The sequence below is a fragment of the Gallibacterium genomosp. 2 genome (genome assembly GCF_000771895.1).
GTDB lineage: Bacteria > Pseudomonadota > Gammaproteobacteria > Enterobacterales > Pasteurellaceae > Gallibacterium.
Map to the genome: position 1 here is coordinate 13,858 of NZ_JPXY01000012.1, position 13,138 is coordinate 26,995.

Consider the following 13,138-nt stretch of genomic DNA (forward strand, 5'->3'; position numbering starts at 1 on the left):
AAATCGGTATGTTCTAGGATTTAAAGCCCTTTTCTGCTATAATTCAGCCTAATTTTTTGAATAAAACTAGAGATAATAATTATGTCAAATCAAACGTCAAATTCTTACGATTCATCAAGTATTAAAGTATTAAAAGGGCTTGATGCGGTGCGTAAACGTCCGGGTATGTATATCGGTGATACCGATGATGGTACAGGTTTGCACCATATGGTGTTCGAGGTCGTTGATAATGCGATTGATGAAGCTTTAGCCGGTTATTGTAAAGACATTGTGGTGACTATTCACGAAGACAATTCCGTTTCCGTACAGGATGACGGGCGTGGTATTCCGGTCGGCATTCACGAAGAAGAGGGCGTTTCAGCAGCGGAAGTGATTATGACGGTATTGCACGCCGGCGGTAAATTTGACGACAACTCTTATAAAGTTTCAGGCGGTTTGCACGGCGTAGGGGTGTCGGTGGTAAATGCACTTTCCGACAAGTTACAGCTAACCATTCGCCGTGAAGGACACGTTCACGAACAATTTTATCGTTTGGGCGAACCACAGGCACCATTGGCAGTTATCGGTGAGAGTGATAAAACCGGAACTACTGTGCGTTTTTGGCCAAGTCCGTCTATTTTCAGCGACACTGAATTCCAATATGAGGTCTTATCTAAACGCTTGCGTGAGCTTTCATTTTTGAATTCAGGCGTATCCATTCGTTTAATAGATTTACGTACTAACCGTTCCGATCATTTTCATTATGAAGGTGGTATTCAAGCATTTGTGGAATATTTAAACAAAAATAAAAATCCGATTCATAGTAAACCTTTCTATCTTAATACCGAGAAGGATGGTATCGGCGTGGAAGTTGCATTGCAATGGAATGATGGTTTCCAAGAAAATTTATACTGTTTTACTAACAATATTCCGCAACGTGATGGTGGTACTCACTTAGCTGGCTTCCGTGCTGCAATGACGCGTACACTGAATAATTATATGGAAAAAGAGGGTTACAACAAAAAATCGAAAGTGGCAATGGCAGGAGATGATGCTCGTGAAGGATTAGTTGCGATTGTTTCCGTTAAAGTACCAGACCCGAAATTTTCATCACAAACTAAAGATAAATTGGTTTCTTCAGAGGTGAAAAGTGTAGTCGAATCCGCTGTTGGTGAGCGTTTGCAAGAATATTTATTGGAAAATCCGAATGATGCCAAAATTATTGTAGGAAAAATTATTGATGCTGCCCGCGCAAGGGAAGCAGCACGTAAAGCCAGAGAGATGACTCGTCGTAAAGGTGCATTGGATTTGGGAGGATTGCCGGGCAAATTAGCGGATTGTCAGGAGCGTGATCCTGCATTATCAGAACTCTATATTGTGGAAGGAGATTCGGCAGGTGGTTCAGCAAAACAGGGACGTAATCGTAAAAATCAGGCAATTTTGCCGTTAAAAGGAAAAATTTTAAATGTTGAAAAAGCCCGTTTTGATAGAATGCTTTCTTCTCAGGAAGTTGCTGCACTGATTACCGCATTGGGTTGTGGTATTGGTCGTGATGAATATAATCCGGACAAATTGCGTTATCACAGCATTATTATTATGACTGATGCGGATGTGGACGGCTCACATATTCGTACCCTGTTATTAACTTTCTTTTATCGTCAAATGCCGGAATTGATTGAACGTGGACACGTTTATATTGCTCAGCCGCCACTTTACAAAGTGAAGAAAGGTAAACAGGAACAATATATTAAAGATGACGATGCAATGACCCAATATGAATTGGCGATTGCGTTAGACGGTGCGGCGTTGTATGTCAACTCGACTGCTCCAGCAATGAAAGGATTACCGCTGGAAAATTTGGTAGCGGAATATAATCGAGTTAATAAAATGATTAATCGTGTATCTCGCCGTTATCCAGCGGCAATTTTGCGGGAGTTGATTTATCAGGATGATTTAACACCGGCATTAATGCAGCAAGAAGCGGAAGTGAAGAGTTGGGTGGATACGCTAGTAGCAACATTGAGCCGCAAAGAACAACACGGCACACATTATTCTTCAAAAGTGCAATATAATGCTGAACGTCATTTATATGAGCCAGTGATTACCGTGCGTACTCACGGTATTGATACCGATTACGCCTTGGATTTCCACTTTATCGAAGGCAGTGAATATGCATTATTATTGAAACTTGGTCATCAATTACGCAACCTGATTGAAGATGGAGCATATGTTACTCGTGGTGAACGCCGTTTTAACATTACTTCATTTGAACAAGCAATTGATTGGTTAGTGAAAGAATCTCGTCGAGGTTTGTCTGTACAACGTTATAAAGGATTGGGAGAAATGAATCCTGAGCAATTATGGGAAACGACAATGGATCCGGAAGCGCGTCGTATGTTAAAAGTTTCCATTCGTGATGCGGTGGCGGCAGACCAAATTTTCACTACTTTAATGGGAGATGAAGTTGAACCTCGTCGTGATTTCATTGAAACTAATGCATTGCACGCTAATTTAGACATTTAATTTTAGCTATTAAAAAAACGGTATAACTTACTGTAATGTAGGTTATGCCGTTTTTGTATTGGGTTATTTACAACGTTTTTCTACAAAGTTACTCCACTCTTAAATATTGCCAGTTCTCTAAATTGGTTTATTTCATTTTTTGTTGGTTTTCCGTTTACGATTTCAACAACATTATTAATAAAGTCATTCAATAACTGAGGCATATCAATGTCTTCAACTAAGCGCCCAGCATTGAAATCAATCCAGTTGCGTTTTCGTTGTGCTAATTCACTATTGGTAGAGATTTTCATTGTTGGCACAAAGCCACCATATGGTGTGCCACGACCGGTGGTGAACAACACCATATGACAACCGCAAGCTGCCAATGCACTGGTCGCTACAGCATCATTTCCTGGGGCAGTCAATAGATTTAAGCCTGCTTTGGAGAGGCGTTCGCCATATTTCAATACATCAACAATTTGGCTGTGTCCTGCTTTTTGTGTGCAACCGAGGGATTTATCTTCCAATGTTGTAATCCCACCTGATTTATTTCCTGGAGAGGGATTTTCATAAATAGGTTGATGGTGAGAAATAAAATATTGTTTAAAGCCATTTACCATAGCAACGGTTTTATCGAAAGTTTCTTGATCGCGGCAGTGGCTCATCAAAATGCGTTCTGCACCAAACATTTCTGGAACTTCAGTCAATACTGTTGTTCCGCCGTGAGAGGTTAGGTAATCAGAGAAATTACCTAACAATGGATTGGCGGTAATGCCAGATAACCCATCAGAACCACCACATTCCAAACCGAATTTCACTTCGCTTAATTTCCCTGCTTGGCGGCGATCATTGCGCATTTGTTGATAGAGTTGCTGCAATAATTCCAATCCGGCTTCGACCTCATCTTCAAAATGTTGCGACACCATAAATTTCACACGTTGAGGATCGTAATCGCCCAAAGTTTCCCGAAAGGCATCAATTTGGTTATTTTCACATCCAAGACCGATCACCAATACAGCGCCGGCATTAGGATGTTTAACCATATTTTGTAACATCACTTTGGTGTTTTGATGGTCATTACCAAGTTGTGAACAACCATAGCTGTGAGAAAAGGTAAATACGCCATCAATGTCATCAGCCGGATTTTGTTGCAAAAATCGTTGGCGAATTTGATTAGCGATGCCGACCACACAACCGACAGTCGGGATAATCCAAAGTTCGTTACGGATAGCAACATCACCATTGGCACGTCGATAAAGTTGTACTTCACGATCTGCCTCATTAATTCTAATTGCTGGAAAGTTTGGTTGATAGCTATAGTCATTAATATCGTTTAAATTGGTTTTAACATTATGTGTATGCACATAATCACCACACGCAATAGCACAATTGGCGTGTCCGATTGGGTAACCATATTTGATAATGTTTTCCTGTTCAGCAATATCTTTTATAGCAAATTTATGTCCACGTGGAATATCTTGTTTTAGAATAATTTTTTTATCAGCAGGAGGAATAACCGTGCCTGCGGTCAAATTTTGTAAAGCAACAGCAACATTATCCTGTGTTTGAATTTGAATAAACTGCTTCATAATTTCCTCTAACAATATTGTGATAGTGAATTACGTATTCCTTTATTGAGGATAGCATCAAGTTTTTCTGCAACGTTATCCACTAAATCAGGAATCTGTGTTAAATCCTGCTGCCAATGTTCAGTTTGGCTTAAAACGTTTTGAACTAACTGTTTAGTGGAAAGCTTTTTTTGCTCCCATTGTTGCCACCAGTCTGCAAAATGATCTAACCAAATTTGATCATCCTTCAATGGAATAATTTGTTGATCACGTTTTCCGCGATAAAAAGCAATAAGTGCTGATAATGCGAATGTTAAGCGAGCTGGTAATTTTTTATATTTTTGCTGATAAGCTAATAATTGTGGCAGAATACGAGTACGATATTTGGTCATACTATTTAGGGAAATGGATAATAGTGCGTGCTGAATAAATGGATTTTGGAAACGTCCGATAACTGCATCGGCAAAATGTTGTAATTCTTCTTGTGGTAAAGAGAGTACCGGAATAATTTCTTGTGCTAAAGTATTGATCACAAATTGGCGCAATTGTTGATCTTGCATTGCATCTCCAACATAATCCACACCTGAAAGGTATGCAACCGGTACTAATGAAGTGTGCGCTCCGTTTAAAATAGCCACCTTGCGCTCTTTATAAGGTTTGATGTCATCAACCACTAAAATATTCAGTTTAAGTTGATCCAAACGGAACAATTTTTCTAAAGATTTTGGACCTTGAATCACAAATAAATAAAAATATTCAGCGGTATCTAAGAATTGATCTTGATAGCCGAGTTCGTTAGTGAGTTGCTCTACTTCATTGCGGGGATAACCGGTAACAATACGATCTACCAAAGTAGAGCAGAAAGTATTTGCCTGTTCTAGCCAATCGATAAATTGGGTTGGTAGTTGCCATTCTTGTGCATAGCGGAGCACCAGACGTTTTAATGCTACGCCGTTATAATCGATTAATTCACACGGCAATAAAATAAAACCTTGAGTATTATCACCATTAACAACTTTGAAGCGTTCATAGAGAAGTTGAGTCAATTTTGCTGGATAACTTACAGCTGGACGATCAGTTAATTTATCACCTTCGTGATAACTAATACCTGCTTCAGTGGTATTAGAAAAAATAATTTTAATATCAAGGTTATGAGCTAATTGAAGGTAATCATCAAATTGTTGGTAAGGGTTAATTTCATTATTGACTGAACGAATAATCCGCGCCTGTTTTACCGCCTCGCCTTTTTCATTTAAACCACGAATAATAGTGGTATAAAGTCCGTCTTGGGTGTTTAATGACGGCGGAAAATCGGTATTAATCGGGCGTACAATAGTTACACCGCTATTAAAATCAGTTTTTTCATTTAATAAATCAATTTGCCAATCAATAAAAGCACGTAAGAAATTGCCTTCACCAAATTGAATGATTTTTGTTGGATATTGATTTCCCGGAAAGTTTGTACGGTTGAGTTGTTTCATAGTTATCCCCTTTTATTTTTGATTTAGTTCAATAGCAAAGTAATCACGTGCATTGTCAAAACAGATATTTTTAACCATTTCACCTAATAGTTTGATATCGTTAGGTGCTTCACCATCTTTAACCCAATGACCAATCATTCGGCAGAGAATACGGCGGAAGTATTCGTGACGAGTATAAGAAAGGAAGCTACGACTATCGGTGAGCATTCCTACAAAGTGACTGAGTAAGCCTAGTTGACTTAATTGGGTCATTTGGCGAATCATTCCATCCTTTTGGTCGTTAAACCACCAACCTGTACCAAATTGCATTTTCCCTTTAATGCCAGCTTGTTGGAAATTTCCAATCATTGTAGCTAATACTTCATTATCTCTAGGGTTTAAGCAATAAAGAATAGTTTTTGGTAATTGATCATTTTTTGCTTGAGCATCTAATAAATGGGAAAGTGCTTGTGCTATTGGCTCATCATTGATTGAATCAAAACCTGTATCCGGTCCTAATTGATTAAACATTAATGTATTGTTATTACGTAATGCGCCAATGTGATATTGTTGAACCCAACCACGTTTATGATATTCGTTGCCTAAGAATATAAGAATAGCGGTTTTAAATTTGGCAATTTCTATAGGTTCCAGTTCTTGGTTGGAAAGTTTTTTCTGTAGAATCTGATCCAGTTCATTTTCTGTAGCTTCAGCGTAAACAACCACATCCAATGCGTGGTCAGATACTTTACAACCGTGTTGTGCAAAATAGTCAATACGCTGTTCTAACGCATTACATAACTGATAAAAACGACAGATATCAATATTGGATACTTTCGCTAATTGGGAGATATAGCGATTAAAGGTCGGTAAATTAATATTAATTGTTTTATCTGGTCGGAAGCTTGGTGCAACTTTAGTAGTAAAACTTTTATCTTCTGCGATAAGTTTATGGAAACGAAGATCATCAATAGGGTCATCAGTGGTACCAATAAATTTTACATTCATTTGTTCAATGATACCTTTAGCAAAGAAATTTTCTTGTTGTAGTAATTCATTGCCACGTTGCCAAATATTATCAGCAGTAGTTGGTGAGAGCAAAACGTCCGTAATGCCGAAAGGTCTTCTTAATTCAAGATGAGTCCAATGATAAAGGGGATTACCGATAGTATATGGTACAGTTTCTGCCCATGCTAAAAATTTATCGTAATCACTAACATCTCCTGTACAAAAACGTTCATCAACACCATGAGTTCTCATGGCTCGCCATTTATAGTGGTCTCCCTTTAACCAAATATCATATAAGTTTTTGAACTGGTAGTTTGTTGCAATCTGTTCTGGTGGCAAATGACAATGATAGTCAAAGATAGGTTGATTTTCAGCATATTCAAAGAAAAGTTGTTTAGAGAATTCTGTATCTAATAAAAAGTCATCATTGATAAATACATTCATTTTTTGATCTCCATTATAGGTTATTGGTGGAATAGGAATGGATAATATATTAAACGTGTTATACCAATTTTAAAATAGAAATATATTTTTTTTGTGAGATCGATCTCATTTTTGATAAATATGTATGACATCTTGTTGCTATAAATGCTAGCATTAGTCAGGTTTTAAAAATCATATTAAATGTTTAAATACATTTAATGAAAAATTTGTCATACATTTAACTCACTTTTGGAGATAGCTTATGAAACTAAATAAACTTGTTTTATCCGGATTTTGCTTGGCATTGCCAATGTTATTTTCTAGTAATAGTGTATTGGCTCAACGAGTAACTTTGAAGTTAGCACATAACTTGGATCAATCTCACGTTGTACATCAAGCATTAGAGCAAATGGCTAAAGAAGTACAGGAAAAATCAAATGGAGAATTAAAAATCCGTATTTATCCTAGTGGACAAATGGGAGGTCCGAGAGAAACAATTGAATTAATTCAAAATGATGCTTTGGATATGACTAAAGCTAGTGCAAGTGAAATGGAGGCATTTGTAAAGGAGTTTTCTGTATTTAGTTGCCCTTATTTATTTGATGATGAAAACCATTTTAAAAAGGTTTTATTTGGTTCTATAGGTAAAGAAATTACAGATAAAACAACAAAAAGCGGATTTAATGTATTGGCTTCGTATGTAGCAGGAACAAGAAGTTTTTATGCTAAAAAAGAAATAAAATCTCCTGCTGACATGAAAGGATTAAAAATTCGTGTTGTTTCAACACCGACTACAAATAAATTAATTGAATTATTAGGTGCAGCACCAGCACCAATTCCATTTGGTGAGGTATATACTGCTTTGCAGCAAGGTGTAATTGATGGGGCTGAAAATAATATTCCATCATATAATCAAACTCGACATGTTGAAGTTGCTAAATATTATATTGAAGATCAACATACAAGTGTTCCTGATTATTTAATTATTTCTTCTAAAACTTGGAATAAATTAGATGATAAGCAAAAAGAAATATTAACTGAAGCAGCTCATAATTCAGAAATTTATCAACAAAAATTATGGGATGAAGAAGTAGCGCGTTCAACTGAAGAAGCGAAAAAAGCAGGTGCAAAATTTATTACTGTAGATAAAACACCATTTAGAGATGCATTAAAACCATTGTATGATGATTTTAATAAAGACCCTAGCTTGGCAGAGATCATTAAACAGATAAAAGAATCGAATAAATAATATTTTCTCCTTATCCATAATAAATGGATAAGGAGATTTTTTTATTCATATTTAGGGAGGAAGAGTTATATGCTTTTAACCAATTTGAAAAAGTATATTGATATGTTTATTTCAACATTCTCGGTTATTGTTATGGTATTGCTTGTTATTTGTGTTACCTGGCAAGTTTTCAGCCGATATGTTTTGCAAATTCCTAGTACGGTAACAGATGAAGTGGCTCGTTTTAGTATGATATGGGTAGGGCTATTAGGGGCTGCCTATACTGTAGGATTGCAAAAACATTTATCTATAGATCTTTTTACACATAATTTGACCCATTACAAAAAAGCAATTAGTAATATTTTTATAAACATATGTATTTTTCTTTTTTCTTTAGGTGTAATGGTATTTGGTGGAATTAATTTAGTTTTGAATGTTTATGCATCGGGACAAATATCTTCTTCTATGCAAATTCCTATGGCATATGTCTATATCGTATTACCGATTAGTGGGGTATTAATGATGTTTTATAGCTTAATTTTCTTAATTGAAAATGTGGCTGAATTGAAGGAGACTAAATAATGGAATGGCTTTTATCTTGGGAATGGTTTGTTCCTTTAGCAATGTTTGTATCCTTTTTTGTTCTAGTGTTCTTAGGAGTACCAATTTCATTTTCTATTGGAATAGCAACTTGTGTAGCTGCGGGATTTATGCTTCCCTTTAAGACTGTTTTGATTGTTTCGGGACAAAAAGTAGCGACAGGATTGGATAGTTTTTCTTTACTAGCAATACCATTTTTTATACTTGCTGGTTCATTAATGAATAGTGGTGGAATTGCAACACGATTAATTAATTTTTCTCAAATATTAGTTGGTAGGATTCCAGGCTCTTTAGGGCATGTCAATGTTATGGCTAATATGATGTTTGGATCTATTTCTGGGTCTGCAGTGGCTGCAGCTGCCGCAGTAGGTGGTACAATGGCACCATTACAAAAGCAGGCAGGTTATGATCCATCTTATTCTGCTGCAGTTAATGTATCTTCTTGTATTACAGGTTTATTGATTCCACCTTCCAATGTTATGATTGTTTATGCGTTGACTGCAGGTGGTATTTCTGTTGCAACTTTATTTATGGCTGGCTATGTTCCGGGATTCCTTATGGGATTAGGTATTATGGTTGTTAATTATGTTGTTGCGAAAAAACGTAATTATCCTGTTTCAGATAAACCAACATTAGCTATCGTTGTTAAATATGCATTGGATGCAATTCCTAGCTTATTAATGGTTGTCGTTGTAATTGGCGGAATTTTAGGTGGAATTTTTACTGCAACAGAGGCTTCTGCAATAGCTGTGGTTTATACATTTATTCTTTCTGTTGTTATTTACAGAGAGATTAAAATATCTGATTTACCAAGAATTATTTTAGAGTCTGTTGTAACAACTTCTATTGTATTATTTTTGATCGGTGTTTCTGTAGCAATGTCATGGGCAATGACAAATGCTGATATTCCTTATATGATCAACGACTTATTATTAAGCGTATCTGATAATTTAATCGTCATTTTATTAATCATTAATGTATTGTTATTAATTATCGGTGTGTTTATGGATATGACACCGGCAGTATTAATCTTCACACCTATCTTTTTGCCTATAGTTACTGATTTAGGAATGGATCCAGTGCATTTTGGTATTATGATGATTTTTAATCTCTGTATAGGATTATGCACGCCTCCTGTAGGAAGTGCTTTGTTTGTAGGGTGTTCAGTATCAGGAGTTAAATTGCAAGATTTGATTAAACCGATGTTGCCGTTTTTTGCGGTGTTATTGGTATCCTTACTATTAGTAACTTATATTCCTCAATTGTCACTCTTTTTACCTAATTTATTAGGTATATAGCACCTGTTTGTTGCTACAGTTTTTATAACTGTAGCAACAAAAACCTTGTAAGTTAGAAGTAAAAAAATTCAGATGTGGTATAATTTTAGCCATAATTTAGTCGAAATAGGTGTAATAGCAAAATGAAGTTGAATGACAACCAACGTCTTTATCAACAATTGGCACAAGATCTAAAAAATAGAATTATATCAGGAATTTATAAAGTTGGAGAAAAATTGCCAGCTGAAAGATTTATTGCTGAAGAAATGGATGTGAGCCGAACAGTTGTCCGTGAAGCAATTATTATGTTGGAAGTAGAAGGATTTGTTGAAGTAAAAAAAGGGTCGGGAATACATGTGATTTCTACATCACCAAAGAAATCATCACAATTGAATGAGTTTAAGGGATTAGAGTTTTCAAAATGTGGTCCATTTGAGTTACTTCAAGCAAGACAATTAATAGAAAGTATTATTGCTGAGTTTGCTGCAACACAAGTTACAAAAGAAGATATTATTGATCTGATGGAAATTCAAAAAAATGCTCTTCAAGAAGATCGTTTTAGAGATTCTGAATGGGACTTGAAATTTCATACAAAAATAGCACAAATTACAAGAAATAGTGCATTAGTAACAATTGTTCAAGAAATGTGGCAACAGAGAATTTTAAACCCATATTGGCGGAAATTACATGACCATATTGATTCCCGTTCTATTGATAGTTGGTGTAAGGAGCATGATGATATTTTACATGCATTAATGAAAAAAGATCCTGAAGCTGCAAAGATTGCAATGTGGCGACATTTAGAACATACAAAACAGATGTTGTTCAATGGAGCAAACGATGATTTTGAAATCAGTATTGATAAATATATGTTTTCAGATAATCCAGTAATTCATTTATCAGATAGTATTTTCTCTTCATCAGATAATCTAAATAATAAGAAAGATATTTAATTATTTTATATTTAAGATTTTTAATAAGAGTGATCTGCACCTCAAAAGTTGGATGAACCAACTTATCAAGGTGCAGATTTAACTTAATCATTATCTCTGTTATCTTACTTATTTGTTTATAAATTAAGCTGCTAACGTTAAATTCTAGACAACTTATTCAAGTTGAAATTGTACTTTTAATCTGTGATAAGCGAGTAGACGATATTCCTTCTTCATATCTTATCCTTACTACCCCAAAAATTCTTTGTAAAGATTGAACTAATCGCTTGCAATCAGGGTTTTCAAAGCATAGACTTAGCAAGAAGTGGTAAATTGTGGTAAATAGTGGTAATAAATTCTCTTTTTCGGTTCATTTTATAGGTAACGAGTATGTTTCGAGGCGCATCGTTGATTAATCTTGATGCAAAGGGTCGTTTGGCGATCCCGACTCGTTATCGTGCAGAATTACAGGAAAAAGAGCAGGGACAATTAATTTGTACTGCCGATATTCGTCAACCTTGCCTTTTACTTTATCCTCTCTCTGAATGGGAAATTATTGAGCAGAAATTACTGCAATTACCGAATTTTGATGAAACTGGACGACGTTTACAACGTGTTATGTTGGGATATGCAACAGAATGCGAGTTGGATAAGACCGGTCGTATATTGCTTAGTCCCGCATTAAGACAACATGCCGCCCTAGAAAAAGAAATTATGCTGGTCGGTCAGCTTAACAAATTTGAGATTTGGCAAGCCGACAGATGGCAGCAGCAAATCGAACAAGACATTCAAATTGGTAGCAGTGGTACGATGGCAACGTCTGAAGAGTTAAAAACTTTGTTTTTATAAGTGAATTTTTATATGGAACAAGTCATCTATTCAGATCCTTCACACTTTACTGTTTTATTGAATGAAGCAGTGGATGGTTTAGCAATCAAGCCGAACGGTATTTATATTGACGGTACTTTCGGTCGTGGCGGTCATTCTCGTCGTATTCTCTCCTTGTTAGGCGAACACGGTCGCTTGATTGCGATTGATCGTGATCCGCAGGCTATCGCCGCTGCGCAATCCATTCAGGATCCTCGTTTTTCCATAGAACACCACAACTTTTCAGAAATTAATGAAATTTGCGAAAAATATCAGCTAATCGGCAAAATTGACGGCATTTTGTTGGATTTAGGTGTTTCTTCGCCACAGCTTGATCAAGCGGAACGCGGCTTCAGTTTTATGCAGGATGGGCCTTTAGATATGCGTATGGATACGACAAAAGGGCTTTCCGCAGCACAATGGTTACAACAGGTTTCGGAAAGTGATCTTGCTTGGGTGTTAAAAACATTCGGTGAAGAGCGTTTTGCGAAACGTATTGCGAGAAATATTGTTCAATTCAATCAACAAGCCAAATTAAACGGTACAGAACCACTTACCCGCACCCTTCAGTTGGCACAATTAATTGCACAATCTATTCCGGTTAAAGAGAAACATAAACATCCGGCAACCCGGAGTTTTCAGGCAATTCGTATTTTTATTAATAGCGAATTGGAGGAGTTAGAGAAAATTTTAACGGCAGCCATTGAGGTGTTAGCCCCGCAAGGGCGCTTATCAATTATTAGTTTCCATTCGTTAGAAGATCGTTTAGTCAAACGTTTTATGAAAAAACAGAGCAAAGGTGACGATATTCCAAGAGGCTTGCCGTTGACAGAAGATCAAATTGAACGCAATCAAAAATTGAAGATTATCGGTAAAGCAATTATGCCAAGTGAACAGGAAATTGCTGTCAATAGCCGTTCTCGAAGTGCGGTATTACGTGTTGCAGAGAGGTTATTATGATTTTTAATCGTTATGATCGTTATCCGTTATGGCGAATTATTGTGGATGATATTTTCCAAGCCAATAAAACAGTGATGTTGCTGTTGATCGCTTTATTGATTATTGCGGTGTCAACCATTTGGGTAACGCATTTAACCCGTTTGGCGATCAGCGAAAAGAATCAGTTGCAGACGGAATATCAAGCATTGCAGAGCGAAGCACTTAATTTGCGTTTGGAAGACAGTGCATTGAGTGATCGCACACGTATTGAGGGGATTGCAAAACAGTTGGGAATGCAATCTACGCAAGATGATCAGGAAGTGTTAATTATTGAATAATTAGAGGACAGTAAATA

General features: G+C 36.4%; 11 protein-coding genes. 8 read left to right on the forward strand and 3 right to left on the reverse strand.

The genetic code is table 11. The features are described from left to right. The first annotated feature begins 81 nt into the window (after window positions 1-81). Window positions 82-2,502: a DNA topoisomerase (ATP-hydrolyzing) subunit B gene (gyrB, locus tag P375_RS02085; protein ID WP_039133802.1), complete on the forward strand. Its 2,421-nt coding sequence runs from the start codon at window positions 82-84 to the stop codon at window positions 2,500-2,502. An 80-nt stretch (window positions 2,503-2,582) separates the two neighbouring features. Here the strand turns inward: gyrB and P375_RS02090 are convergent, their stop codons facing one another. Genes P375_RS02090 through uxaC form a run of 3 tightly spaced genes read right to left on the reverse strand, consistent with a single transcriptional unit; the run spans window position 2,583 to window position 6,961 of the window. Next, window positions 2,583-4,070 carry a UxaA family hydrolase gene (locus tag P375_RS02090; RefSeq protein WP_039133805.1) on the reverse strand — a complete coding sequence of 496 codons (1,488 nt, stop codon included), beginning with the start codon at window positions 4,068-4,070 and terminating at the stop codon, window positions 2,583-2,585. An 8-nt stretch (window positions 4,071-4,078) separates the two neighbouring features. Then, window positions 4,079-5,530, reverse strand: coding sequence for a tagaturonate reductase (locus P375_RS02095; protein ID WP_039133808.1), 1,452 nt, complete (start codon window positions 5,528-5,530; stop codon window positions 4,079-4,081). A 12-nt stretch (window positions 5,531-5,542) separates the two neighbouring features. Then, window positions 5,543-6,961 carry a glucuronate isomerase gene (uxaC, locus tag P375_RS02100; RefSeq protein ID WP_039133812.1) on the reverse strand — a complete coding sequence of 473 codons (1,419 nt, stop codon included), beginning with the start codon at window positions 6,959-6,961 and terminating at the stop codon, window positions 5,543-5,545. Between the two features lie 241 nt (window positions 6,962-7,202). Between uxaC and P375_RS02105 the strand changes: the two genes are divergently transcribed. The 7 genes from P375_RS02105 to ftsL all read left to right on the forward strand — a co-directional run bounded on the left by P375_RS02105 (window position 7,203) and on the right by ftsL (window position 13,121). Beyond that, entirely contained in the window at window positions 7,203-8,189 is a 987-nt protein-coding gene (locus P375_RS02105) for a TRAP transporter substrate-binding protein (RefSeq protein WP_039133815.1), read from the forward strand. A 69-nt stretch (window positions 8,190-8,258) separates the two neighbouring features. Continuing rightward, on the forward strand, window positions 8,259-8,750 hold the full coding sequence (locus P375_RS02110; RefSeq protein WP_039133818.1) for a TRAP transporter small permease: 492 nt from the start codon (window positions 8,259-8,261) through the stop codon (window positions 8,748-8,750). Then, window positions 8,750-10,066, forward strand: coding sequence for a TRAP transporter large permease (locus P375_RS02115; RefSeq protein WP_039133826.1), 1,317 nt, complete (start codon window positions 8,750-8,752; stop codon window positions 10,064-10,066). The genes P375_RS02110 and P375_RS02115 overlap by 1 nt, the downstream gene beginning before the upstream one ends. A 122-nt stretch (window positions 10,067-10,188) precedes the next feature. Beyond that, complete coding sequence (gene exuR, locus P375_RS02120) at window positions 10,189-10,998, forward strand: transcriptional regulator ExuR (RefSeq protein ID WP_021461583.1); 810 nt, start codon at window positions 10,189-10,191, stop codon at window positions 10,996-10,998. Between the two features lie 369 nt (window positions 10,999-11,367). Then, window positions 11,368-11,826 carry a division/cell wall cluster transcriptional repressor MraZ gene (mraZ, locus tag P375_RS02125; RefSeq protein WP_013745303.1) on the forward strand — a complete coding sequence of 153 codons (459 nt, stop codon included), beginning with the start codon at window positions 11,368-11,370 and terminating at the stop codon, window positions 11,824-11,826. Between the two features lie 12 nt (window positions 11,827-11,838). Beyond that, entirely contained in the window at window positions 11,839-12,804 is a 966-nt protein-coding gene (gene rsmH, locus P375_RS02130; RefSeq protein ID WP_039133829.1) for a 16S rRNA (cytosine(1402)-N(4))-methyltransferase RsmH, read from the forward strand. After that, window positions 12,801-13,121 (forward strand): cell division protein FtsL, encoded by a 321-nt coding sequence (gene ftsL, locus P375_RS02135; RefSeq protein WP_039133832.1) that lies wholly within the window; start codon window positions 12,801-12,803, stop codon window positions 13,119-13,121. The genes rsmH and ftsL overlap by 4 nt, the downstream gene beginning before the upstream one ends. The last annotated feature ends 17 nt before the right edge of the window (window positions 13,122-13,138 follow it).

Excerpts from the sequence above, each read along its gene's own strand:
- P375_RS02090 (WP_039133805.1), bottom strand. The coding sequence starts at position 4,070 with ATGAAGCAGTTTATTCAAATTCAAACACAGGATAATGTTGCTGTTGCT.
- rsmH (WP_039133829.1), top strand. The coding sequence starts at position 11,839 with ATGGAACAAGTCATCTATTCAGATCCTTCACACTTTACTGTTTTATTG.
- exuR (WP_021461583.1), top strand. The coding sequence starts at position 10,189 with ATGAAGTTGAATGACAACCAACGTCTTTATCAACAATTGGCACAAGAT.
- mraZ (WP_013745303.1), top strand. The coding sequence starts at position 11,368 with ATGTTTCGAGGCGCATCGTTGATTAATCTTGATGCAAAGGGTCGTTTG.
- P375_RS02105 (WP_039133815.1), top strand. The coding sequence starts at position 7,203 with ATGAAACTAAATAAACTTGTTTTATCCGGATTTTGCTTGGCATTGCCA.
- P375_RS02115 (WP_039133826.1), top strand. The coding sequence starts at position 8,750 with ATGGAATGGCTTTTATCTTGGGAATGGTTTGTTCCTTTAGCAATGTTT.
- uxaC (WP_039133812.1), bottom strand. The coding sequence starts at position 6,961 with ATGAATGTATTTATCAATGATGACTTTTTATTAGATACAGAATTCTCT.
- ftsL (WP_039133832.1), top strand. The coding sequence starts at position 12,801 with ATGATTTTTAATCGTTATGATCGTTATCCGTTATGGCGAATTATTGTG.
- P375_RS02110 (WP_039133818.1), top strand. The coding sequence starts at position 8,259 with ATGCTTTTAACCAATTTGAAAAAGTATATTGATATGTTTATTTCAACA.
- P375_RS02095 (WP_039133808.1), bottom strand. The coding sequence starts at position 5,530 with ATGAAACAACTCAACCGTACAAACTTTCCGGGAAATCAATATCCAACA.
- gyrB (WP_039133802.1), top strand. The coding sequence starts at position 82 with ATGTCAAATCAAACGTCAAATTCTTACGATTCATCAAGTATTAAAGTA.